The following is a 24,021-nucleotide window of genomic DNA, read 5'->3' as shown; positions in this document are numbered from 1 at the left end:
GGGTGCCCCTTCCACCCCCGCTGCTGGAAGGCGCAGGACCTGTGCAGGACGGCCGTCCCGCCGCTGGAGGAGAAGGCAACCGGCCGGCTCGCGGCCTGCCACTTCCCCGAGAACACCCAGGACATCCCGCCTCTCCTCCGCAAGGAGGGGGCGTAGATCCCCATCCCGGAGGGGGCCCCACAGCCCCGGAGACCCTACCTTGAGGGTGTGAGTTCCCGTATCCGTGACCTGAGGGCCTGGCTGGGCGGACACCCGATGGTCCCCGACAGCCTCCTGGCCGCGCTGCTGCTCGTCTTCACGCTCGTCGACCTCGCGCAGGACGTCACCTTCCCGGGCCACACCTTCGTCCCGCACGACGCGCTCGCCTACACCGCCACCACGGTGATGATCGGCGTGCTGGCGGTGCGCCAGCGGTTCCCGATGACCGTCATGTTCGTGGTGCTGTGCGGGGAGGTCTTCCTGCTCATCCAGGACCACCGGGTGTCCGGCGAGATGTTCGCCTTCCTCATCGCCGTCTACACGGTGGCCGCGCACCTGCCGCTGGCCCGCAGCATGCTGGGCGGCCTGGTGGCGCTGCTGGTGCTGATCGTCATGGTCGTGGTGAGCGGGCAGGAGTCCGGCGACGGCTTCTACACGCTGGTCACCAACCTGGGGCTGGTCGCGGGGGTGTGGTGGCTGGGCCGCAGCCTGCGGCTGCGCCGCTCCTACCTGGCCGAACTGGAGGACAGGGCGGCACGCCTGGAGAAGGCCCGCTTCTCCGACGCCCGCACCGCGCGCGTCGAGGAGCGCTCGCGCATCGCGCGGGAACTGCACGACGTCGTCGCCCACCACGTGAGCGTGATGACCGTCCAGGCCAGCGCCGCCCGCCGCATCATGGAACGCAACCCCGACGCCGCCCGCGAGTCCATCGAGACCATCGAGCAGGTCGGCCGCACCGCCCTGGCCGAGATGCGGCGGATCGTCGGGGTGCTGCGCACCGAACGGGACCCGGCCGCGCCCGCCGCCGAACTCACCCCCCAGCCCGGCACCCAGGACCTCACCGGACTGGTCGAGCAGCTGCGCGAGACCGGCCTGGCCGTGCAGCTGGAGGTCGACGGGGAACCGCGCGACCTGTCCACCGGCGTCGACCTGGCCGTCTACCGGCTGGTCCAGGAGGCCCTCACCAACAGCCTCAAGCACGCCGGCCCGCACGCCCGCGCCTGGGTCCGCCTGAAGTACTCCGACCGCGCCCTGACCCTGGAGGTCGCCGACGACGGGCACGGATCCAGCGAGGCGGCCTGCAACGATCCCGGCCCCGGGCACGGCCTGGTCGGCATGCGCGAACGCGTCGCCCTCTATGGTGGCGAGTTGCGGATAGGCCCACGCGCCGGCGGCGGGTTCGAGGTCCGCGCCCGATTCCCCCTGGAGGTCACGTGAGCACGGCGGCGGTACGGATCCTGCTGGTCGACGACCAGCCGCTGCTGAGAACCGGGTTCCGGTTGATCCTGGAGAGCGAGCCCGACCTGACCATCGTCGGCGAGGCGGGCGACGGCGCCGCCGCAGTCGAGGCCACCCGCGGCCTGCTGCCCGACGTGGTGCTCATGGACATCCGGATGCCCGGCGTCGACGGCATCGAGGCCACCCGCCGCATCGTGCGGGACCGCGCCGCGGCACACGACCCTCGCGTCCTCATCCTGACCACCTTCGACCTGGACGAGTACGTCATCGAGGCGGTCCGCGCCGGCGCCAGCGGCTTCCTGCTCAAGGACGCCCCGCCCGAGGACCTCATCAGCGCCATCCGCATCGTCGCCGACGGCGACGCGATCGTCGCGCCGAGCGTCACCCGCCGCCTGCTGGACCGGTTCGCCTCCCGCCTGCCGGCGTTGCGCGAGGAGGGCCCCCCGCCCGGCCTGGACCACCTGACCGACCGGGAGCGCGAAGTCCTCGGCCACGTGGCGCGCGGCCTGTCGAACGCCGAGATCGCCCGCGAGCTCGTGGTGTCGGAGACCACCATCAAGACCCACGTCGGCAACGTCCTGGCCAAGCTGGGACTGCGCGACCGCGTCCAGGCCGTCGTGTACGCCTACGAGACCGGAGTCATCCGGCCGGGGGCCCAATAGGGGGAGAACCCCCGGGGAACCCCTACTCCCGGGGGATGAGGACGGGGCCGGAGGTCCTGCGGGCGGGGGAGCACCAAGTCCCTTCCCCAGGCCGATCCGCGGCGGCCCCGGGGTTCCTAGGCTGGTGATCAGTTCTTCGCACCACCGATCACCGACCCCCCGAGGGAGCAACTCCGTGTCGCACACCGTCCCTTCCCCCGCCCCGCCCCGCGGTGAGCTCGCCGCCCGCGTCGCGCGGGTCACCAAGTCCTACGGGACCGGTGACGCCGAAGTGAAGGCGCTCGACGACGTGACCGTGGGCATCCCCAAGGGCCGCTTCACCGCCATCATGGGCCCCTCGGGCTCGGGCAAGTCCACCCTCATGCACTGCATGGCCGGCCTGGACTCCGTCACCTCCGGCGAGGTGTTCGTCGGCGACGTCGAACTGACCCGCCTGGACGACAAGCGGCTGACCCGGCTGCGCCGCGACCGCATCGGCTTCATCTTCCAGGCGTTCAACCTGGTCTCGACGCTGACCGCGCTGGAGAACATCACCCTCCCGCTGGACATCGCCGGCCGCAAGCCCGACCAGGCCTGGCTGGACACCGTCATCGACACCGTCGGGCTGCGGCCCCGCCTCAAGCACCGCCCGTCGGAGCTGTCGGGCGGCCAGCAGCAGCGCGTGGCGTGCGCCCGCGCCCTCGCCTCCAGGCCCGAGATCATCTTCGCGGACGAGCCGACCGGCAACCTCGACTCCCGCGCCGGCGCCGAGGTGCTGGCGTTCCTGCGCTCCTCGGTGCGCGAGATGGGCCAGACCATCGTCATGGTCACCCACGACCCGGCGGCCGCCGCCTACTCCGACGAGGTGCTGTTCCTGCAGGACGGCAAGATCGTCGACACCATGGCCGACCCGAGCGCCGAGAAGGTCCTCGAGCGCATGAAGGGCTTCGACCTCCCGAAGGTCGTGGCACCGTGATGCTCAAGGTGACGCTCCGCAACCTCGCGGCGCACAAACTCCGCCTCGTGCTGACCGCCCTGTCGGTCATCCTGGGCGTGGCCTTCGTGGCCGGCACCCTCATCTTCACCGACACCATCAACAAGGCCTTCGACGAGATCTTCGAAGGCGACGGCCGCCAGGCGGTGGTCGTGCGCGGGGAGAAGCCCGCGGGCGACAACGGCGAGGAGACGGCGACCAGCGAGGTCACCGTCCCGCAGACCCTGCTGCCCGCCCTGCGGAAGATCCCCGGGATCGCCGAGGTCCACGGCAGTGTCCAGGGGCACACCGCGGTCGTCGACAAGGACGGCGACCCCATCGGCGGAGGCGGCCCCCCGCAGCTCGGCCTGAACTGGACCGGCGGCGAGGACCTCACCGCCGGGCGGGCGCCCGCGGGCCCGGGCGAGGTCGTGCTCGACCAGAGCACCGCCGAGAAGGCCGAGGTCGGGATCGGCGACCGCGTCAAGGTCGCCGTCGCCGGCGGCGTCAAGGACGTGACGGTCTCCGGCCTGACCGAGGGCGAGAACGGCGGCGCGACCCTGGTGTTCTGGGAGACCGCCGCCGCGCAGAAGCTGCTCCTGAAGCCCGGCGAGTTCAGCACCGTCACCCTGGAGGTCGCCCCCGGCGGCACCGAGAAGGAGCTGACCGAGCGGGTCGCCGCGACCCTGCCCGGCGGGCTCGAGGCCATCACCGGCGAGCAGCTGCGCGAGGAGGAGCGCAGCGACATCGACGCGATGCTGGGCTTCCTGCGCAACTTCCTGCTGGCCGCCGCACTCGTGTCGATCATCGTCGGCTCGTTCAACATCTTCAACACGTTCTCGATGCTGGTCGCCCAGCGCACCAGGGAACTGGCGCTGCTGCGCGCCGTCGGCGCGTCCCGCCGCCAGATCACCCGCGCGGTCCTGGGCGAGGCCGTGGCCGTCGGCGTCGTCGGCGCGACCTTCGGCCTGGCCCTGGGCGCGGGCCTGGCGGCCCTGCTCAAGGCGGTGTTCGAGGGCCAGGGCATGGAGATGTCGGGCTCGCTGGTCTTCACCGCCACCCCGGTGATCGCCTCCTACGCGGTCGGCGTCCTCGTCACCTGCCTGGCCGCCTACTTCCCGGCCCGCCGCGCCGCCAAGATCCCGCCGGTCGCGGCCATGCGCGACGACGTCGCCCTGCCGCAGCGGAGCCTGCGCATCCGCGCCGTCGTCGGCACCCTCATCGCGCTGGCCGGCGCGGTGTTCACGGGCCTGGGCCTGTCCGGCAGCGGCAGCACCGAGGAGACGCTGTCCCTGCTGGGCGTCGGTGTGCTGCTGATCTGGCTGGCCGCCGCGACGCTCGCCGCCGTGATCGGCAGCCCGGTGGTCAAGCTCCTGGCCAGCTGGTACCCGAAGGTCTTCGGCGTCGCCGGCCGGATGGCGCGCGAGAACCCGCGGCGCAACCCGCGCCGGACCGGCGTCACCGCGGTCGCGCTGATGATCGGCCTGTCGCTGGTGACCACCGTCAACGTGCTCACCGCCTCCATCAAGGCGACCATGGACGAGATGGTCGACGAGCAGTTCGGCGTCGACTACGCCGTCTCGTCCACCACCTTCCAGGGGATGGGCCCCGACCTGGTGAAGTCGCTCCGCGAGGTCCCCGGGGTCGTGGACGTCGTCGAGACCGGTGACGGCGAATTCCAGCTGAACGGCGAGAACACCTGGTACGTCTCCGGGGACTTCGGCGCGCTGCTGAAGGCCGCCAACGCCCGGCTGCTGAGCGGCGACACCGCGACGGGGCCCGACAGGATCCTCCTCGGGGAGGAGGAGGCGGAGAAGAACTCCCTCAAGGCCGGAGACACCGTCAAGGCGGTCTTCCCCGACGGCGAGAGCGAGACCCTGCGCGTCGGGGGCGTCTACAGCGACAACGACATGATCGGCTCGCGGCTGCTCTCCCCGGAGGCGTGGAAGGCGCACACGACACGGGCCCTGCCGACCCTGCTGATCCTGGAGACCGAGCGGACCGACGCGAAGCTGCGCGCGGCGGTGGACGCCGCGGTCGACCCGTACCCGGGCGTCGTCGTGCAGGACAAGACCGACCTGAAGGAGCAGGTGCAGTCCCAGCTCGACATGATCATGATCTTCTTCACCCTGATGCTCGCCCTCTCGGTGATCATCGCGGTGTTCGGCGTGATCAACACCATCGTCCTGTCGGTGATCGAGCGCACCAGGGAACTGGGCCTGCTGCGGGCCGTCGGCCTCAGCCGCCGCCAGCTGCGCCGCATGGTGCGGCTGGAGTCCGTGGCCATCGCCCTGTTCGGCGGGCTGCTGGGCATCGGCCTGGGCGTCGGGTTCGGCGCCGCGATCCAGCACAGCGCCAGCGAGGAGATCAGCGTGCTGGCCATCCCGACGGGCTTCCTGATCGGCTGCGTGCTCTTCTCCGTCCTGGTCGGCATCCTGGCCTCCCTGTGGCCGGCCTGGCGGGCGGGGCGCATGGACGTCCTGAAGGCCATCGCCACCCAGTGAGCCCCCGCTGAACGAGACCCCCGGCACCACCGCCGGGGGTCTTCCCCTTTTGGGAGGAAATTGGCTGTTGTGGCGGGTTGGCTTGGCCGGTCGCGAGGCACGCTCCGACACAGGAACGCACCGGAGGCGGGAGACGGCGATGCTCGAGGAAATGGCCCGTAACTGGTGGGTGCTGGCACTGCGCGGCGGCCTGGCCGTCCTGTTCGGCCTGCTCGCCTGGATCTGGCCCGGCATCACCGTCCTGGCCCTGGCCCTGCTGTTCGGCGCCTACGCCCTCGTCGACGGCGCCGTCGCCCTCTACCACGCCTTCAAAGGCGGCGTCCGCGGCCAGTCCCGCAGCTGGCTCGCCCTGACCGGCGCCTGCGGCGTCGTCGTGGGCCTCCTGGCCCTGTTCTGGCCCGGTGCCACCGCCTTCGCGCTCATCGTCCTCATCGGCGCCTGGGCCATCGCCACCGGCGTCACCGAGATCGTCGCCGCCATCTGGATGCGCCGCCAGATCGAAGGGGAGTGGTGGCACGTCCTCAGCGGCGCGCTCTCGGTGCTCTTCGGCCTCGCCCTTTTGGTCTGGCCCGGAGCCGGCGGCCTCGCCCTCGTCTGGCTCATCGGAGTCTTCTCCATCGCCTTCGGCGTCGCGCTCATCGCCGCCGCGTTCCGGCTGCGCTCCCTGCGCCACGGCACCGGCGCGGCCCGGCCGGGCGCCCAGGTCCACTGAAGAAGCCCCCATCCCGGGCCCTCCGCCCCGCGCGGAGGGCTCACGGGCGTCTCAGGGCCGCCCGTCCCACATCATCAGGTTCTGCAGCAGCTCGGCCTGCTCCACCGCGTCGTCCAGCGCGTGATGGGTGTGCGGACGCGCCGGCAGCAGCCTCCGCGGCATCTTGCCCTTCACCGCGTCCCGCACCCGCACCCCCGCCCGAGCCGCGTACAGCGTCTTCATGTCCAGCGCACGCGAATGCCCGAACGGCGACCCGCCCTCGGCGAAACACACGAAATACCAGTACATCCACATCCAGTCGAAGCCCAGCGGGTAGGCGGCGAACACCGGGAAGGCACGCTCCCGCGCCGCCCGCTCCCGCACCCACCGCGCCGCCTCCGTCATCGCCCGCGCCGGCTCCGCGCCCCCCGCCACCAGCGCGTCCCGGTCCAGCCCGCCGACCGCCAGCGCCTCCGGCACGAACGACTCGCCGACCGGCTTCAGCTCCGCGTAGAACGTATGAGCCAGCGGGTCATGCGGGGTGAACACCGACCCGTCGAAGCTCCCCGCGACCGACAGCCCGAAACTCAGCATCGAGTACGGGCCCGGCACCGGCCCGTCCGCCTCCACGTCACAGGAGAAATAAAGATCACGTGACCCCATGCGGGCACGGTAGCCGCCCCGGCCCCCGCCCGCACCGGGATTTCCCCGCCCCTACAGGTCCGCCGACACGTCCCTCGCCGCCGGCACGACCCGCGGCTCCCCGGCGTCCGGCCGGCCCTCCGGCAGCGGCGGCGGCGTCCCGCCGAACTCCGGGCAGCGCTCCTTGTGGTCGCACCAGTCGCACAACCGGCCCGGCCGCGGCCGCCAGTCACCGGTCTCGGTCGCCCGCCGGATCGCCTGCCACAACGCCTCGACCTTGCGCTCGGTCGCCCGCAGATCCGCCTCGTCCGGGACGTAGCGCAGCACCTCGCTGTTGCCCAGGTACATCAGCTGCAGCAGGTTCGGCACCCGCCCCCGCACCCGCCACAGCACCAGCGCGTAGAACTTCATCTGGAACAGCGCCCTGGCCTCGAAGTCCGCCCGCGGCGCCGAACCCGTCTTGTAGTCCACGATCCGCAGCTCACCCGTGGGCGCCACGTCCACCCGGTCCACGTAACCGCGCAGCTTCAACCCCGACGGCAGCACGGTCTCCACGAACAGCTCGCGCTCGGCCGGCTCCAGCCGCCGCGGGTCCTCCAGGGCGAAGTACCGGTCCACCATGCCCCGCGCCCGGTCCAGCCACTCCTCCAGGGACTCCTCGGCCCCCTCCTCGAACAGGACCGACAGCTGCGGCTCCTCGGCCGCCAGCCGCTCCCACTGCGGCTCGAGCAGCCCCCGCGCCGCCTCCGGAGTCCGCTCCGCGGCCGGCAGGTCGAACAACCGCTCCAGCACCGCGTGCACCAGCGTCCCCCGTACCGCGGCCGCGCTCGGCCGCTCCGGAATACGGTCGATCACCCGGAATCTGTACAACAAAGGGCAAGTCATGAAATCCCCGGCCCGCGAGGGGGACAACGAACCGATCACGGCGGGCCCGGCACCGGTGGAGGTCATGCCCCAGAGACTAGGGGACCGGTCGGACGGAAACGCGCCGCACACGACTAGCATCGACGACGTGCACGAAGACCGCCCCACCGAAGAGAAACCGCCCGGCCTGAGCCTGGGCGCCGTGGCTGGAGTGCCGGTCTACATCTCCCGCAGCTGGTTCCTCATCGCCCTCCTCATCACCCTCGCCTTCCTGCCCGCCGCCCGGTCCGTCGCCGCCCAGCCCGCCGCCACCCTCATCGCCCTCTCCTTCGCGATCTTCCTCTACGTGTCCGTCCTCGTCCACGAACTCGGACACGCCATCACCGCCAAGGCCTTCGGCCTGCCCGTCCACTCCATCGTCCTGCACCTCCTCGGCGGCGTCACCCAGCTCGAACGCGAGGCCACCCGCCCCGGCGCCTCCTTCCTCATCGCCGCCGCCGGACCCCTCCTCTCCCTCGTCCTGGCCGCCGCGGGCATGGGCGCCCTCACCTTCACCGACCTGCCGCCCGTCCCCGAACTCCTGCTGCGCGCCCTGACCCTGACCAACCTCACCGTCGGCGTCTTCAACCTCCTGCCCGGCCTCCCCCTGGACGGCGGCTTCCTCGTCCGCGCCGCCGTCTGGAAGATCACCGGCAGGGACCGCACCGGCACCCTCGCGGCCGCCCACGCAGGCCGCGTCCTGGCCCTGCTCGTCCTCGCCGGAGGACTCCTCCTGGCCACCCGAGGCACCGGCGGAACCGACTGGATCGCCGTCGTCTGGACCGCCTTCCTGTCCTCCTTCATGTGGATCGCCGCCACCCAGTCCATCCGCGCCGAACGCGTCCGCGACCGCATCCCCCTCCTGCGCGCCCGCCGCCTCGGCCGCAGAGCCGTCGCCGTCACCGCCGCCACCCCCCTGTCCCAGGCACTGGCGGACGCCGCCGCCGCCCGGGCCGGCGCCATGGTCGTCGTCGACCACGACGGCCGCCCCACCGCCCTGGTCAGCGAACGGGCCGTCCACGCCGTACCCGAGCACCGCCGCCCCTGGGTCAGCGCCGGCGAGGTCTCCCGCGCCCTGTCGGCCGTCACCACCCTGCCCGCCGACCTCTCCGGCACCGAGCTCATCGACGCCGTCCGCGACTCCGGCGCCGCCGAACACCTCCTGGTCGAACCCGGCGGAGAGATCTACGGCGTGCTGTCCACCCGCGACCTCGAGCGGGTCCTCGCCCAGACCTGACCGGCCCGCCGCGCCGCTAGGCTGGAGCGATGACCGCCAGCACCCCACCTGCCCCGCCCGCCCCCCGGACCCCGCACGGCATCCTCAGGGACGGCGACCAGGTGCAACTGACCGACCCCAAGGGCAGGATCAACACCCTGACCCTGCAGACCGGCAAGCAGTGGCACGGACACAAGGGCTGGATCTCCCACGACGAGATCATCGGCAGGCCCGAGGGCATCGTCGTGCGCTCCACCGGCAACATCGAGTACCTCGTCTTCCGGCCCCTGCTGCAGGACTTCGCCGTCCGCATGCCGCGCGGCGCCGCCGTCGTCTACCCCAAGGACGCCGGCCAGATCGTCGCCATGGCCGACATCTTCCCCGGCGCCCGCGTCGTGGAGGCCGGAGCGGGCTCCGGCGCCCTGTCCTGCTTCCTGCTGCGCGCCGTCGGCGAGCACGGCACCCTGTCCTCCTACGAGCGCCGCGAGGACTTCGCCGAGGTGGCGCGCAAGAACGTCGAGAAGTTCTTCGGCGGCCCCCACCCCTCCTGGAAGCTCACCGTCGGCTCCCTCGAGGACTCCATCACCGAGACCGACGTCGACCGCGTCGTCCTCGACATGCTGGCGCCCTGGGAGTGCCTGGACGCCGTCGCCAAGGCCCTGGTGCCCGGCGGCCTGGTGTGCGCCTACATCGCCACCACCACCCAGATGTCGCGGGTCGTGGAGGGGCTGCGCGAGCACGGCTGCTTCGCCGAGCCCTACGCCTTCGAGACGCTGGTGCGCTCCTGGCACGTGGAGGGGCTCGCGGTGCGCCCCGACCACCGCATGGTCGGCCACACCGGCTTCCTGGTGACCGCCCGCCGCCTCGCCGACGGCGTCACCCCGCCGCTGCGCCGCCGCCGCCCCGCCAAGGGCGCCTACCCGGAAAGCGGTTCAGCGGAACTCACCCGGGGTAATGACAATGGTTCCGCGGACACTTCGGGCGAAGAATCCGGATTTGGTTCGCCTCCGGCGTAACCGGCCGGTCCTCCCCGCGACACGCCGTGATTTTTCTGTTTCGGTGGTGTTTCTTTTGACGCCTGAACCTACTCTGACCTGCGAAGACAACAACCGGTAACGGATCGACAGCGGTACGGAAACGCAATAGTCAGGTTACGGAACCCCGCCAGATAGGTAGGGTCAGAGTAGGTCGTCGGCTCTTCGTGAGGAGGTGACGGGGCGTGGCCGCTCGTGATGACGCCGCGGGGCGAAAGGCGCATGACAAGGAGGTTCGTGACCTCCAGACGCAGCTCTCTTTCCTGGAGGAAGAGATCTCCGTCCTGCGTCGGAAGCTCGCGGAATCCCCCCGCCAGACGCGGGTGCTCGAGGAGCGCCTGCACGAGGCACAGGCGAATCTGGCCGCGGTGACCGGCCAGAACGAGCGACTGGTGTCCACACTCAGGGAGGCGCGAGAGCAGATCATCGCGCTCAAGGAGGAGGTCGACCGGCTGGCGCAACCGCCGTCCGGCTACGGCATCTTCCTCAACGCCCGCGAGGATGGCACCGTCGACATCTTCACCGGGGGCCGCAAGCTCCGGGTGAACGTCAGCCCGGCCGTGGAGATCGACGATCTCCAGGTCGGACAGGAGGTCATGCTCAACGAGGCCCTCAACGTGGTCGAGGCCCTCGAATTCGAGCGACAGGGCGAAGTGGTGGCGCTCAAGGAGGTGTTCGCCGACGGCGAACGCGCCCTGGTCGTCGCCCACGCCGACGAAGAACGCGTGGTCCGGCTGGCCGAACCGCTGCGCGGCATGACACTGCGCGCAGGCGACTCGCTCATGCTCGACACCCGCTCCGGATACGTCTACGAGAAGATCCACAAGGCCGAGGTCGAAGAACTCGTCCTGGAAGAGGTCCCCGACATCTCCTACGAGGAGATCGGCGGCCTGAGCTCGCAGATCGAACTGATCCGCGACGCCGTCGAACTGCCCTACCTGCACGCCGAGCTCTTCCGCGAGCACCGGCTCCGGCCGCCCAAGGGCGTCCTGCTCTACGGCCCGCCCGGCTGCGGCAAGACGCTCATCGCCAAGGCCGTCGCCAACAGCCTCGCCAAGCAGGTCGCCGAGAAGACCGGGCAGGAGGGCAAGTCCTTCTTCCTCAACATCAAGGGACCCGAGCTCCTCAACAAGTACGTCGGCGAGACCGAACGGCACATCCGCCTGGTCTTCCAACGCGCCCGCGAGAAGGCGTCGGCCGGCACCCCGGTCATCGTCTTCTTCGACGAGATGGACTCCATCTTCCGCACCCGCGGCTCCGGAGTCTCCTCCGACGTCGAGAACACCATCGTGCCCCAGCTGCTGTCGGAGATCGACGGCGTCGAAGGCCTCGAGAACGTCATCGTCATCGGAGCCTCCAACCGCGAGGACATGATCGACCCGGCGATCCTGCGGCCCGGCCGCCTCGACGTCAAGATCAAGATCGAGCGGCCCGACGCCGAGGCCGCCAAGGACATCTTCTCCAAGTACCTCGTCACCGACCTGCCGCTGCACCCCGACGACCTCAAGGAGCACGGCGCCGACCCCACGCAGACCGTCGACGCCATGATCCAGCGGACCGTCGAGCGCATGTACACCGAGACCGAGGAGAACCGCTTCCTCGAGGTGACCTACGCCAACGGCGACAAGGAAGTCCTGTACTTCAAGGACTTCAACTCCGGCGCCATGATCCAGAACATCGTCGACCGGGCCAAGAAGATGGCCATCAAGCAGTTCCTCGACACCGGCCAGAAGGGCCTGCGCGTCCAGCACCTCCTCGACGCCTGCGTCGACGAGTTCTCCGAGAACGAGGACCTGCCCAACACCACCAACCCGGACGACTGGGCACGGATCTCCGGCAAGAAGGGCGAGCGGATCGTCTACATCCGCACCCTCGTCTCCGGCACCAAGGGCGCCGAGGCGGGCCGCTCCATCGACACCGTCGCCAACACCGGCCAGTACCTCTAAACCGGCAAGACTCCACCAACAACTCCATGCACACGGTGAACGGCGGGCACCCCACGGTGCCCGCCGTTCACCGCGTTCACACACCCGCAACCTGAACCGGCCAAGATCTTGGCGCCGATCACCGACCCGGCGCCCTCGCCCACTAGGCTCGAAGCATGAGCGTTCGGCGGGTCATGGGAACAGAGACCGAGTACGGCATCTCCGTACCGGGGCAGCCCGGTGCCAACGCGATGGTGACCTCCAGCCAGGTCGTCAACGCGTACCTCGCGGCATCGGCGGCGCGGGCCAGGAAGGCCCGCTGGGACTTCGAGGAGGAGAACCCCCTGCGCGACGCGCGCGGGTTCGACCTCGCCAGAGAAGTGGCCGACCCCACCCAGCTCACCGACGAGGACCTCGGCCTCGCCAACGTCATCCTCACCAACGGTGCGCGCCTGTACGTCGACCACGCCCACCCCGAGTACTCCACACCCGAGGTCACCAACCCCCGGGACTGCGTGCTCTGGGACAAAGCGGGCGAACGCGTCATGGCCGACGCCGCCCGCAGAGCCGCCCACGTCCCCGGCACCCACCCCATCCAGCTCTACAAGAACAACACCGACGGAAAAGGCGCCTCCTACGGCTGCCATGAGAACTACCTCATGCAGCGCAGCACCCCCTTCTCCGACATCGTCAAACACCTCACCCCCTTCTTCGTCACCCGCCAGGTCGTCACCGGCGCCGGCCGCGTCGGCATCGGCGCCGACGGCCGCGGCCACGGCTTCCAGATCAGCCAGCGCGCCGACTTCTTCGAAGTCGAAGTGGGCCTCGAGACCACCCTCAAACGCCCCATCATCAACACCCGCGACGAACCCCACGCCGACCCCGAGAAATACCGGCGCCTCCACGTCATCATCGGAGACGCCAACATGAGCGAGATCTCCACCTACCTCAAAACCGGCACCACCGCCCTCGTCCTCGCCATGATCGAAGACGGATTCCTCACCGCCGACCGCTCCATCGAAGCCCCCGTCGCCACCCTGCGCGCCATCTCCCACGACCCCACCTGCAAACACCAGATCACCCTCCGGGACGGCCGCAAGATGACCGCCGTCCAACTGCAGATGGAATACCTCGAACAAGCCCGCAAATACGTCGAGGACAAATACGGCGCCGACACCGACGACATGACCAAGGACGTCCTCGACCGCTGGGAATCCGTCCTCACCCGCCTCGGCGACGACCCCATGCAGCTCTCCCGCGAACTCGACTGGGTCGCCAAACTCGAACTCCTCGAGGGCTACCGCAGCCGCGACGGCCTCGACTGGTCCCACGCCCGCCTCCACCTCGTCGACCTCCAGTACTCCGACATCCGCCCCGACCGAGGCCTCTACAACCGCCTCGTCGCCCGCGACCGCATGGAGCGCATCCTCACCGAGGACCAGATCACCGACGCCATCGAGAACCCGCCCGCGGACACCCGCGCCTACTTCCGCGGCCGCTGCCTCGCCCAGTACGCCGACAACGTCGCCGCCGCCAGCTGGGACTCCGTCATCTTCGACGTCCCCGGCCGCGACTCCCTCCAGCGCGTCCCCACCCTCGAGCCCCTGCGCGGCACCAGGGCCCACGTGGGAGCCCTCCTGGACCGCTGCCGCACCGCGGCCGAGCTCCTCGCCGTCCTCGCCGGAGAGGACGGCTGAGCCGCCCTCCGCACCCCGCACCGCCCCTCAGGGCCCCGTACCACCCGTACGGGGCCCTGAGCCGTCCCAGAGCCCCGCACGCGGCGTCGAACACCCGTTCCCGCCGTCCGCGCGCCCAGGCCCCCACGGGGACGCTGAGGCCCCGCCGAACTCCTGGTCACTTTGCCCGTTTCGGAATCGCAGCGGAAGGCGATAACCGTAAGGACCCTCCGGGCCACTCCGCTAAGGGCGGAAGCACGTGCCTACTACCGCGTGAAGGCCGCGGGTAGGGTCGGCGTAACGCGACGGCGTAACGCGGCACGTACGGGAGGAGCCCCAATGGCCACCAAGGACACCGGCGGACAGAAGCAGACCACCCGCCAGACCGAAGAGGTCGAAGAGACCACCACCGATGCCTCTTCCGAAGTTCAGGAGCGCCACGAGAAGCTCTCGGACGATGTCGACGCAATTCTCGATGAGATTGATGAGGTCCTCGAGGAGAATGCCGAGGACTTCATTCGGAGTTATGTCCAAAAAGGGGGCCAGTGAGGCAAAAGTCCGAATTGATTCGGATGTTATTGCCGCTCCCTTATCTTCCAAGGCTCGCACGGGGAAATCTTTCGAATCCCTGTGCGGGCCTTGTGCTTTGGTTTACTCTTCCGGGCATGAACGAACAGGAACTGCGCACAAAGCGCTGCCCAGGGTGCGAACTGGACAAACCGCTTTTGGATTTCAGCGTCGATCTGAGTCAGCGGGACAATCTCTCGCGCCGGTGCAGGCCGTGCACCAGTGCGGCGGCGCGTGCTCGTCGTGAGAAGCGACTGGCCGCGTTGGGGAAGGAGATTCGGAAGCCGATCTCGCCAGAAGAAGTCATCGCAAACGGAAAGAAGTGCCCGGACTGTGGAGAGGTTAAGGCGTCCGAGGAATTCGGGCGAAACAAGGGATATCCCGACGGGCATGGCTTCTACTGCAAACCCTGTACGCGGGTCCGGTCGAACCGCACCTACCGGGAGAGGGCCGAACGGGAGGGCCGGAAGATCCGCGAACGTGTCGAGGTGCCCGAGGGCTTCAAGTGGTGCCCCTCGTGCGAGCAGGCGGTGCCGCATGAGAGATGGGACAAGAACCGACAGACGAAGGATGGCCTGGCGTCGGCGTGCAAGGCGTGCCGGAAGGAGCGGGGCGCTCGCGACCACCTGAAGCGCTCCTACGGGCTGACGCCCGAGGACGTGCGGAAGATGTTCGAGTTCCAGGACGGGCTGTGCGCGATCTGCTGCGAGGGGCCCGCCGAGCACGTCGACCACGACCATGAGACGGGCGAGGTGCGGGAGCTGCTCTGCTTCAACTGCAACACGTTGCTCGGGAAGGCGGGCGACTGCTGGAGGCGGCTGGAGCGGGCGCGGTCGTACCTGCTGTGGCACAAGTTGGGTCACATTCCGGTTGCGGAAGGGCTCCTGCGGTTACGGGTGGTTCGCCGTGAGCGGACTGGGGGAAGATCTCGCGGCATGCGCACAGAGGTCAAATGTCAGTAGGGTCGAGGCAGGTTCTACCGGCGTGCTGGGGAAGGAGTCGCATGGCGTCCGTGCCGATGAGCGGTGGTCTTCCGGGGGTCTTCATGAACTCGGGGTCGTCGTCTTTCGCTGACTTTCTGGGGGCCTACCGGCCCGAGATGCTTCCGGGGAACCGGACGGTGCAGGGGGGTGCGGAGCGGTTGGACATCCCGCACGCGACGACGATCGTGGCGGTGACGTTCCCGGGCGGTGTGATCATGGCGGGCGACCGCCGTGCGACGGCGGGGAACGTGATCGCGCAGCGGGACATCGAGAAGGTGTTCCCGGCGGACGAGTACTCGGCGGTGGCGATCGCGGGGACCGCGGGCATCGGCCTGGAGATGACGCGGCTGTTCCAGGTGGAGCTGGAGCACTACGAGAAGATGGAGGGCCGGCTGCTGTCCCTGGAGGGGAAGGCGAACCGGCTGGCGACGCTGATCCGGGGGAACCTGGGGATGGCGATGCAGGGCCTGGTGGTGGTGCCGTTGTTCGCGGGTTACGACCTGGAGCGGGGCGCGGGGCGGATCTTCTCGTACGACGCCGCGGGCGGCCGGTACGAGGAGCACGACTTCCACTCGATCGGGTCGGGTTCGGTGTTCGCGCGGGGCGCGTTGAAGAAGTTGTGGCGGCCGGATCTGTCGCGTGAGGACGCGGCGCTGGTGTGCGTGCAGGCGCTGTACGACGCGGCGGACGACGACTCGGCGACGGGCGGGCCGGATCTGACGCGGGGGATCTTCCCGGTGCTGGCGGAGATCACCGATGAGGGGTACCGGCGGGTGCCGGACGGTGATGTGGGTGAGTTGGCGCGGGCGGTGGTGGAGGCCCGGCATGGTGCGCCGGGCGGTCCGAACGCCCCGCTGCGTTAACGGTTCCGGTATTCCCCCAAGGAGGTCGAGAAGATGACGATGCCGTTCTACGTCGCGCCAGAGCAGCAGATGAAGGACCGCGCGGACTACGCGCGGAAGGGGATCGCGCGGGGCCGTTCGGTGGTGGTCCTGCAGTACGACGACGGGATCCTGTTCGTGGCGGACAACCCGTCGCGGGCGTTGCACAAGATCTCGGAGATCTACGACCGGATCGCGTTCGCGGCGGTGGGCAAGTACAACGAGTTCGAGCAGTTGCGTCTCGCGGGTGTGCGGTACGCGGATGTGAACGGGTACATGTACGACCGTTCGGATGTGACGGCGCGGGGGTTGGCGAACGCGTACGCGCAGAGCCTGGGTGCGATCTTCACGGAGCAGACGAAGCCGTACGAGGTGGAGCTGGTCGTGGCGGAGGTGGGCGAGGACGCGGACGGCGACCAGATCTACCGGTTGACGTTCGACGGTTCGGTGGCGGACGAGCATGGTTTCGTGGCGATGGGCGGTGCCGCGGACGCGGTGGCGACGGCGCTGAAGGAGCGTTACCGGGACGGGGAGTCCCTGTCGGAGGCGATGCAGGTCGCGGTGTACGCGTTGCAGCAGCAGGACGCGGAGCGGGTGCTGGAGGCGGAGAAGCTGGAGGTGGCGGTGCTGGATCGCAACCGGGATCGCCGTCTGTTCCGGCGGTTGCCGGCGTCGCGGATCGATGAGTTGCTGGCTTCTTCGCGGGGGGACGCCGCCGCGGAGGGCTGAGGGTTTCGCGGGTGGGGCCGTCCTGGCGGGGTTTTCCGTCGGGGCGGTCCCGCTGTGTTTTTTCTGGTGGTTTTCGGGGGGATTTTTGGGGGAAGCGGGGGGCGGTCATGAGAATGGTGGGTGCGGGAGGCTGCCATTTAGGGCTGGGGGCGCATAGGGTCGAGGTGTGGACAGGCGCATTTTCGGGCTCGAGAACGAGTACGGGGTCACCTGCACCTTCCGCGGGCAGCGGCGGTTGTCACCTGATGAGGTGGCGCGTTATCTGTTCCGCCGGGTGGTGTCATGGGGCCGGAGTAGCAACGTGTTCCTGCGGAACGGGGCGCGGCTCTATCTGGACGTCGGCAGTCATCCTGAGTATGCGACGCCTGAGTGCGACAGCGTGGTCGATCTGGTCACGCACGACAAGGCGGGTGAGCGGATCCTGGAGGGTCTTCTGGTGGACGCCGAGCGGCGTCTGCGGGAGGAGGGCATCGCCGGGGACATCTATCTGTTCAAGAACAACACGGATTCGGCGGGCAACTCCTATGGCTGCCATGAGAACTATCTCGTGGGCAGGCACGGGGAATTCGGCCGGCTGGCGGATGTGCTGATTCCGTATCTGGTGACGCGGCAGATCATCTGCGGTGCGGGCAAGGTGCTGCAGACGCCGCGGGGTGCGGTGTACTGCGTGTCGCAGCGGGCGGAGCACATCTGGGAGGGCGTGTCGAGTGCGACGACGCGTTCTCGTCCGATCATCAATACGCGGGACGAGCCGCATGCGGATGCGGAGCGGTTCCGCCGGCTGCATGTGATCGTGGGCGACAGCAACATGTCGGAGACGACGATGTTGCTGAAGGTCGGGGCCACCGATCTGGTGTTGCGCATGATCGAGGCCGGGGTGGTGATGCGGGATCTGACGTTGGAGAACCCGATCCGGGCGATCCGCGAGGTGTCGCATGACATGACGGGCCGGCGGAAGGTGCGGCTGGCGAACGGGCGGGAGGCCTCGTCGCTGGAGATCCAGCGGGAGTACTTCTCCAAGGCGAAGGACTTCATGGACCGGCGTGGTCCGGATCCGACGGTCCAGCGGGTGCTGGAGCTGTGGGACCGGACGTTGACGGCGGTGGAGACGGGGGATCTGGATCTGGTCTCGCGGGAGATCGACTGGGTGACGAAGTACCAGCTGATCGAGCGGTACCGGCGGAAGTACGATCTGCCGTTGTCGAGTCCGCGGGTGGCGCAGCTGGATCTGGCGTACCACGATGTGCATCGGGGCCGCGGGCTGTACTACCTGCTGGAGAAGCGGGGCGCGGTGGAGCGGGTCACGAAGGATCTGGCGATCTTCGAGGCGAAGTCGGTGCCGCCGCAGACGACGCGGGCGCGCCTGCGCGGGGAGTTCATCAAGAAGGCCCAGGAGAAGCGCCGTGATTTCACGGTGGACTGGGTGCATCTGAAGTTGAACGACCAGGCGCAGCGGACGGTGTTGTGCAAGGACCCGTTCCGTTCGGTGGATGAGCGCGTCGACAAGTTGATCGCGGGGATGTAGGGGCGGGACGGGCTGTTTTTACCGGGTTGTAACCCTCGTTCAAAGAGTTACGGACCGGTAGGGTTACAGCCCGTCCTTCCTTTGTGATCTCCGAGGTATCCATTGATGCGTCGTTTTGCCGGGTCGCTGGCCGTCTCCGTGTTGTTGGCCGTGTCGTTGACCGCCTGCGGGGGGGACGAGCCGGGTGTGGCGGTGGAGGGGGAGTTCGGGCAGCGGCCCGAGGTGGAGTTCCCCAAGGGCGAGGCGCCGCCGGAGGTGTTCCAGGTGGAGACCCGGATCGAGGGTTCGGGCCGGGAGGTCGGCGACGGTGATCTGGTCGTCGCGGACTACGCGGGTTACGTCTGGAAGAAGGGCGGCACTTCGACGCTGATCGGCAGCAGCTATCAGGGCGGGGTGCCTTCGTCGTTTCCGACGTGGAATCTGGTGAAGGGCCTGAAGAAGGCGCTGGTGGGGGCGAAGGTCGGGTCGCGGGTGGTCGCGGTGATCCCGCCGGAGGACGGCTACGGGGACAAGGGCGCCCCGCGGCTGCAGATCGGCGGTGAGGACTCGCTGGTCTACGTGCTGGACGTGGTCGCCGCGCATGCCAAGAGCGCGACGGTGGAGTCGGATCAGGGCCTGGAGAAGGCGGGTCTGCCGAAGGTGACGGCGGGTGCGGTGCCGGGGGTGGCGGTGCCGGACGGCCCGGCCCCCGAGGAGCTGGTGGTGGAGACCGTCAAGCGCGGTCCGGGCGCGGAGATCCGGCCGGGCCGCCTGGTGGCGATCCAGTACGTGGGCGCGTTGTGGCGGGACGGCAAGGTGTTCTCCTCGTCGTGGTCGGACGGCAGGGTGTACGCCTCGGTGATCGGCCAGGGCCTGGTGATCAAGGGCTGGGACGAGGCGCTGGTGGGCAGGACGGCGGGCAGCCGGCTGATGGTGGTGGCTCCGCCGGACAAGGCGTACGGGGACGCGGACCTGAAGGTGAAGGGCCTGCCGAAGTACGGGATCAAGGCCGACGACACCCTGGTGTACGTGATCGACGTCCTGGGCGTGTACTGAGCGGCCCGGGCGCGGGGCGCCCGGGCCCGGTCTCACAGCAGTGAGGCGGTGTGGCGGCCGGCGGCGGCGCAGGTGAGGAAGTACTCCAGGTCGCCGTCGAGCCGCCTGCCCATGGTGGACATCCGCACGCCCCACGCCTTCTCGTCGGCGCGCAGGGCGTCTTCGAGGCCGTCGACGGGCACGGGGACGAGGGTGTGGCGTTCGCGGAGGGCCTCGGCCTGCCGGGCGACCCGGGCGCCGAACTCGCCGGGGAGTTCGGGGACGGGCACGTCGGCGCGGGTGAGGGCGACCCGCCCGTAGGCGGTGAGACTGTGGTGGGAGACGCCCTGGTGGCGCTGCCGGGCGTCGCCGGAGCTGACGCGCAGTGAGGCGACGGGCCGTCCGGAGAGCGTGGCGGCGGCGTTGACGGCTTCTCCGGCGGTGACGCCGGAGAAGCCCCAGCGGGTGCCGGTGCCGAGGTTGCCGGGGCCTTGGGCGAGGACGGCGACGTCGGCGTCCAGGATGAGGCGGGCGGCGAGCAGCCCGGTGTGGACGGTGACGGTCTCGAGGTCGCCGCCGAAGGCCTGTCCGGTGGTGACGCAGGCGGCGAGGGCGCCGGCCTCCTTGAGTTGGGCGATGGACATGGAGAACCAGGACGGCAGCGCGCCGCCGTCGGGCATGACGTAGACGACGCGGGTGCCGGGCCGTTCCAGCAGGAGGCCGGACAGCAGGGCGGGCAGCGCCGAGTGGAGGTCGGCGACGAGGACGGGCATGCCGTGCAGGGAGTCGGCTTCGGCGAGCAGGTCGTGGTGGGGGGAGTCCTGTTCGTCGGCGCCCAGGACGGTGGCCTGCAGGGGGGTGTAGCGGGCCTTGACGAGGTGGCCGGGGCCTGTGGGGTCGGGCGGGAGCCGGTCGGGGACGGCCACGACCATGGCGTAGCCGCCGGTGCCCAGGCCCATCGCCAGGGCCGTGGTGTTGAGCAGGACGGTGTCGCCGGGCTCGGGGCGGCCGACGAGGGCGGGGTAGGCCAGGGCCCTGGCGTCCTCCCCGTCGATCGTCACCCGCAGTTCGACCGCTCCGGGCCAGGTGCGCCGGATCTCTTCCACTCTGCCTTTGCGCCATCGGATCACGTTGTAGACGGTAGCGTTTCGGTGCGAGGGAGGTGGTGCGGAATGTCACGGCGAAAGACCGACCGTCTGCTGCATCTGGTGGTGTGCCTGCTGGCGACCCGGCGGTATCTGACGGCGGCGCAGATCAGGCAGGCGGTCCCCGGTTATCCGGAGTCCGACGAGGCGTTCAAACGGATGTTCGAACGCGACAAGGAGGAGCTCCGCGAGCTGGGCATTCCGTTGGAGGTCGGGGCCGAGGAGGACGAGACGGGGTACCGGATCCCGCCGCAGGCCTACGAGCTGCCGGAGCTGCACCTGACGTCGGACGAGGCGGCGGTGCTGGGCCTGGCGGCGCGGGTGTGGAAGCAGACGAACCTGGCCGAGGCGGCTTCGGGTGCGCTGTTCAAGCTGCGGGCGGCGGGGATCGAGACGGATCCCGAGGGGTCCTCGGTGCTGGAGCCGCGGGTGGGCACGGACGAGCCGGCGTTCCCCGCCCTGTACGAGGCGGTGCGGGACGGCCGCGTGGTGTCGTTCGACTACCGGGCGATGGGCCGCAGCGAGCCGCAGCGCCGCCTGGTGGAGCCGTGGGGGCTGACCTCGGGCCGCGGCCGCTGGTACCTGGTGGGGTACGACCGGGTGCGCCGGGCGCCGCGGGTGTTCCGGTTGAGCCGTGTGCTGGGCGAGGTCGTGGCGCAGGGGCCGGAGGGCGCGGTGCGGGTGCCCGAGGACGTCGACATCCGGAAGATCGCGTTCGAGCGCGAGGAGCGGCCCGCGGAGCGCCGGTCGGCGCGGGTGCGCCTGCGCCGGGGCAGGGCGCTGGGCGTGCGGCGGTGGGCGGTGTCGGTCGCCGGGGTGGACGAGGCGTGGGACGAGGCCGAGCTGCACGTGTGGGACGTGGAGTTCCTGGCGGCGAGTCTGGCGCGGTTCGCCGATGATGTGCTGGTGGTGGACCCGCCGGATCTGCGGGAGGCAGTGATCCGGCAGTTGAAGGGGGTGTTGTCGTGAGGTCGTCGTCGACGTCGGCGGACAGGTTGACGCGGTTGCTGGCGCTGGTGCCGTACGTGGTGGCGCGGGAGACGGTGAGCATGTCCGAGGCCGCGGAGGCGTTCGGGGTCTCCGAGCGCCAGCTTCAGGACGACCTGAACCTGCTGTGGTGCCTGGAGCTGCGTTCGCCGGATCCGTACTGCCCGATCGACCTGTCGTACGAGGGCGGGGAGATCACGGTCAGCGAGGCGGAGTCGATCAGCAGGCCGCTGCGGCTGGGCGCGGACGAGGCGGCGGCGCTGCTGGTGGCGTTGCGGATGCTGGCGGAGCTGCCGGGGTCGGCCGAGCGCGACGCGTTGACGCGGCTGGTCGCCAAGCTGGAGGCGGCGGCGGGGGAGGCCGCCGCGGCGGCGCGGCAGCTGTCGGTGGACGTGGATCCGCGGACGGGGTCGCTGGGCGTGGTGCAGCGGGCGCTGCGCGAGGAGCGCCGGCTGCGGCTGGTGTACTACGTGGCGGGCCGGGACGAGAACACCGAGCGGGACGTCGATCCGATGCGGGTGCTGGTGGTGGACGGCCGTACGTACCTGGAGGGCTGGTGCCGGCGGGCGGAGGCGGTGCGCCTGTTCCGGATGGACCAGATCCTGGAGGCGGAGGTGCTGGAGCTGCCGGCGGAGGTTCCGGCGGGCGCCGAGCGCAGGGATCTGGACGGCGGCCTGTTCCAGGGGTCGGCCAGTGATGTTCGGGCGACGCTGGAGCTGACTCCGTCGGGCCGCTGGGTGGCGGACTACTACCCGTGCGAGCGGGTGGAGGAGCTGGGTGAGGGCCGGTTGCGGGTGGTGCTGCTGACGTCGGACGCGCGGTGGGTGCGTTCGCTGGCGCTGCGGCTGGGGGAGCAGGGCCGGGTGGTGGCTCCGGTGGAGCTGGCCGAGGGGATCCGCCGGGACGCCGAGCGGGCGCTGGCGCTGTACGCCTGAGGCGGTGTCGCGGGTCTGATCCCGGGGGCCGCAGGGGTGCGCTACCGTTCGGGTGTGGCTTGGGCGATGGTGTCGGTGGTGCTGGGTTTCGTGGGGTTGGGCGCGTTGTCGTACGCGGCCTTCCGGGTGTTCCTGGGTGCCAGGGGGCTCGGTCGGGAGCTGGAGCGCACCCGCCGGAGGCTGGAGCCGCGGCAGCGCGAGTTGCGGCGCCGGGTGGACGGATTGCGGTCCAGGGCGGGGAATCGGTGACGGTTCGCGTCCGGGGCGTGCGTTTCGGCCGCGGTATAGGGCGCTTGGCGAAGAAAACGTAGGATTTACCGGTCGGCCACGCTGTATTACCTTTGGGTGGGCGTAGCATCGGTGCGAGTAGACCTGCTGAAATGAGGATTCCATGGGTTCGTTGGGTTGGCCTGAGCTCCTGCTCATCGCTGTTGTGATCCTGGTGCTGTTCGGTTCCAAGAAGATGCCGGACGCGGCACGGTCCCTGGGCCGTTCGCTGCGGATCTTCAAGTCCGAGACCAAGGGCCTGGTGAACGAGGACAAGGCGGAGAGCCCGGAGCAGCCCGCGCCCGCGGCGGCCCCGCAGCAGCTGCCCGCCGGCCAGCAGGGTGACGGGACCACCCTGAACGGCGTGCCGGTCAGCAAGGACCAGAAGCACAGCGCCTCCTGATCTGCCGGGGCCCGGCCGCGGTCCCTGTCCCAACTGAACCGACGCGAGGATGAGGATGAGCAGGCGTCCGGAAAATCCCGAGGGCCGCATGCCCCTTCTCGACCACCTGCGTGAGCTGCGCAACAGGTTGCTCAAGGCGCTGCTGGGCCTGGTGGCGGGCATGGTGCTGGGCTGGATGGTCAAGGAGGAGGTCTGGGACGTCCTCAAGGAGCCGTTCTGCGAGGTTCCCCAGTCCAAGGACCTCCGGGGCGATGCCTGCTCGATGGTGGTCAACGGGATCTTCTCGTCCTTCTTCCTGAACCTGAAGATCGCGTTCATGGTCGGCGCGATCGCCTCCTCGCCGGTGTGGCTGTACCAGTTGTGGGCGTTCGTGGCGCCCGGCATGCTCCGCAAGGAGAAGCGCTGGACGGTGCTGTTCCTGTCGCTGGCGCTGCCGCTGTTCCTGGCGGGCTCGTTCCTGGCGTACTTCACGATCGAGCGGGGCCTGGCGCTGTTCCTGGGCTTCACGCCCGATGACGTCGCGGCGCTGATCACCGTCGACGAGTACCTCAGGTTCCTGGTCACCATGCTGCTGGTGTTCGGACTGGCGTTCGAGCTGCCGCTGATCGTGACGATCCTGAACCTGGCCGGCGCCCTGTCACACGCCACGATCAAGAAGTGGCGCCGGATGATCATCTTCGGCATCTTCGTGTTCGCGGCGGCCGCCACGCCCAGCGCCGACCCGTTCACGATGGTCTCGCTGGCGCTGCCGGTGGTGGTGCTGTTCACCGTCTCCGACGGCGTGGCCTATCTGGTGGACAGGCGGCGGGCGTCGCGTCCGTCGCTGTACGAGGGCCTGTCGGACGACGAGGCCTCGGCGATCGAGGACGAGCCGTTCGACATCGGGGAGCCCGCGCCCCTCGAGGAACGCCGTTAAGATCAGAAAACTCGGTGGGAATCGGTC

The 24,021-nt window shown here is 69.9% G+C and carries 23 protein-coding genes; 20 read left to right on the top strand and 3 right to left on the bottom strand.

What is annotated here, in order from left to right:
• Nucleotides 1–207 precede the first annotated feature (207 nt).
• The 5 genes from C2865_RS29425 (at nt 208) to C2865_RS29405 (ending at nt 6,267) form a co-directional block, all read left to right on the top strand.
• Entirely contained in the window at nt 208–1,416 is a 1,209-nt protein-coding gene (locus C2865_RS29425) for a sensor histidine kinase (RefSeq protein ID WP_232835857.1), read from the top strand.
• The gene (locus C2865_RS29420) at nt 1,413–2,099 is read left to right on the top strand and encodes a response regulator (RefSeq protein WP_198653687.1); all 687 of its coding nucleotides are present in this window, start codon (nt 1,413–1,415) and stop codon (nt 2,097–2,099) included. Before C2865_RS29425 ends, C2865_RS29420 begins: the two co-directional genes overlap by 4 nt.
• Nucleotides 2,100–2,274: 175 nt before the next feature.
• Complete coding sequence (locus tag C2865_RS29415) at nt 2,275–3,054, top strand: ABC transporter ATP-binding protein (RefSeq protein ID WP_106401831.1); 780 nt, start codon at nt 2,275–2,277, stop codon at nt 3,052–3,054.
• Complete coding sequence (locus tag C2865_RS29410; RefSeq protein ID WP_106401830.1) at nt 3,054–5,555, top strand: ABC transporter permease; 2,502 nt, start codon at nt 3,054–3,056, stop codon at nt 5,553–5,555. The genes C2865_RS29415 and C2865_RS29410 overlap by 1 nt, the downstream gene beginning before the upstream one ends.
• A 139-nt stretch (nt 5,556–5,694) precedes the next feature.
• A complete protein-coding gene (locus tag C2865_RS29405; protein WP_106401829.1) occupies nt 5,695–6,267 on the top strand; it encodes an HdeD family acid-resistance protein in 573 nt (190 codons plus the stop codon).
• 51 nt (nt 6,268–6,318) lie between these two features.
• Here the strand turns inward: C2865_RS29405 and C2865_RS29400 are convergent, their stop codons facing one another.
• Together C2865_RS29400 and C2865_RS29395 are read right to left on the bottom strand one after the other, a co-directional pair.
• Nucleotides 6,319–6,909 (bottom strand): 3'-5' exonuclease family protein, encoded by a 591-nt coding sequence (locus C2865_RS29400; RefSeq protein WP_106401828.1) that lies wholly within the window; start codon nt 6,907–6,909, stop codon nt 6,319–6,321.
• Nucleotides 6,910–6,960: 51 nt separating this feature from the next.
• Entirely contained in the window at nt 6,961–7,839 is an 879-nt protein-coding gene (locus C2865_RS29395; protein ID WP_106401827.1) for a RecB family exonuclease, read from the bottom strand.
• A gap of 61 nt (nt 7,840–7,900) precedes the next feature.
• Here C2865_RS29395 and C2865_RS29390 point away from each other — a divergent pair, with 61 nt between their 5' ends.
• The 10 genes from C2865_RS29390 to C2865_RS41580 all read left to right on the top strand — a co-directional run bounded on the left by C2865_RS29390 (nt 7,901) and on the right by C2865_RS41580 (nt 19,362).
• A complete protein-coding gene (locus tag C2865_RS29390) occupies nt 7,901–9,028 on the top strand; it encodes a site-2 protease family protein (protein WP_232835856.1) in 1,128 nt (375 codons plus the stop codon).
• 29 nt (nt 9,029–9,057) lie between these two features.
• Nucleotides 9,058–10,023 carry a tRNA (adenine-N1)-methyltransferase gene (locus C2865_RS29385; RefSeq protein WP_110554896.1) on the top strand — a complete coding sequence of 322 codons (966 nt, stop codon included), beginning with the start codon at nt 9,058–9,060 and terminating at the stop codon, nt 10,021–10,023.
• Between the two features lie 203 nt (nt 10,024–10,226).
• On the top strand, nt 10,227–11,987 hold the full coding sequence (gene arc, locus C2865_RS29380; RefSeq protein ID WP_106401826.1) for a proteasome ATPase: 1,761 nt from the start codon (nt 10,227–10,229) through the stop codon (nt 11,985–11,987).
• A gap of 155 nt (nt 11,988–12,142) precedes the next feature.
• Nucleotides 12,143–13,663 carry a depupylase/deamidase Dop gene (gene dop, locus C2865_RS29375; RefSeq protein WP_106401825.1) on the top strand — a complete coding sequence of 507 codons (1,521 nt, stop codon included), beginning with the start codon at nt 12,143–12,145 and terminating at the stop codon, nt 13,661–13,663.
• Nucleotides 13,664–13,981: 318 nt separating this feature from the next.
• Nucleotides 13,982–14,191, top strand: a complete 210-nt coding sequence (locus tag C2865_RS29370) for a ubiquitin-like protein Pup (protein ID WP_106401824.1) — start codon at nt 13,982–13,984, stop codon at nt 14,189–14,191.
• Nucleotides 14,192–14,307: 116 nt separating this feature from the next.
• Complete coding sequence (locus C2865_RS29365; protein WP_157963947.1) at nt 14,308–15,171, top strand: endonuclease VII domain-containing protein; 864 nt, start codon at nt 14,308–14,310, stop codon at nt 15,169–15,171.
• A 41-nt stretch (nt 15,172–15,212) separates the two neighbouring features.
• On the top strand, nt 15,213–16,055 hold the full coding sequence (gene prcB, locus C2865_RS29360) for a proteasome subunit beta (RefSeq protein ID WP_106401822.1): 843 nt from the start codon (nt 15,213–15,215) through the stop codon (nt 16,053–16,055).
• Between the two features lie 39 nt (nt 16,056–16,094).
• Complete coding sequence (prcA, locus tag C2865_RS29355; protein ID WP_106401878.1) at nt 16,095–16,802, top strand: proteasome subunit alpha; 708 nt, start codon at nt 16,095–16,097, stop codon at nt 16,800–16,802.
• A gap of 166 nt (nt 16,803–16,968) precedes the next feature.
• Nucleotides 16,969–18,327 carry a Pup--protein ligase gene (pafA, locus tag C2865_RS29350; protein ID WP_106401821.1) on the top strand — a complete coding sequence of 453 codons (1,359 nt, stop codon included), beginning with the start codon at nt 16,969–16,971 and terminating at the stop codon, nt 18,325–18,327.
• A gap of 105 nt (nt 18,328–18,432) precedes the next feature.
• Entirely contained in the window at nt 18,433–19,362 is a 930-nt protein-coding gene (locus C2865_RS41580; RefSeq protein ID WP_157963946.1) for an FKBP-type peptidyl-prolyl cis-trans isomerase, read from the top strand.
• A 32-nt stretch (nt 19,363–19,394) separates the two neighbouring features.
• On the opposite strand, the gene C2865_RS29340 is transcribed toward C2865_RS41580, so the two are convergent.
• A complete protein-coding gene (locus tag C2865_RS29340; protein ID WP_106401819.1) occupies nt 19,395–20,471 on the bottom strand; it encodes a DUF3866 family protein in 1,077 nt (358 codons plus the stop codon).
• A 42-nt stretch (nt 20,472–20,513) separates the two neighbouring features.
• Between C2865_RS29340 and C2865_RS40260 the strand changes: the two genes are divergently transcribed.
• The 5 genes from C2865_RS40260 (at nt 20,514) to tatC (ending at nt 23,994) form a co-directional block, all read left to right on the top strand.
• Nucleotides 20,514–21,455 (top strand): helix-turn-helix transcriptional regulator, encoded by a 942-nt coding sequence (locus C2865_RS40260; RefSeq protein WP_198653686.1) that lies wholly within the window; start codon nt 20,514–20,516, stop codon nt 21,453–21,455.
• Nucleotides 21,452–22,408 (top strand): helix-turn-helix transcriptional regulator, encoded by a 957-nt coding sequence (locus C2865_RS40255; RefSeq protein ID WP_232835855.1) that lies wholly within the window; start codon nt 21,452–21,454, stop codon nt 22,406–22,408. Before C2865_RS40260 ends, C2865_RS40255 begins: the two co-directional genes overlap by 4 nt.
• Nucleotides 22,409–22,462: 54 nt before the next feature.
• Complete coding sequence (locus tag C2865_RS29330) at nt 22,463–22,657, top strand: hypothetical protein (RefSeq protein ID WP_106401818.1); 195 nt, start codon at nt 22,463–22,465, stop codon at nt 22,655–22,657.
• A 142-nt stretch (nt 22,658–22,799) separates the two neighbouring features.
• Entirely contained in the window at nt 22,800–23,078 is a 279-nt protein-coding gene (gene tatA, locus C2865_RS29325; protein WP_106401817.1) for a Sec-independent protein translocase subunit TatA, read from the top strand.
• Between the two features lie 55 nt (nt 23,079–23,133).
• Nucleotides 23,134–23,994 carry a twin-arginine translocase subunit TatC gene (gene tatC, locus C2865_RS29320; protein ID WP_232835854.1) on the top strand — a complete coding sequence of 287 codons (861 nt, stop codon included), beginning with the start codon at nt 23,134–23,136 and terminating at the stop codon, nt 23,992–23,994.
• The last annotated feature ends 27 nt before the right edge of the window (nt 23,995–24,021 follow it).

The sequence above is a fragment of the Actinocorallia populi genome (genome assembly GCF_002995495.1).
In the GTDB taxonomy this organism is placed as follows: Bacteria; Actinomycetota; Actinomycetes; order Streptosporangiales; family Streptosporangiaceae; genus Actinocorallia; species Actinocorallia populi.
This window is presented reverse-complemented; position numbering and strand designations above follow the sequence as displayed.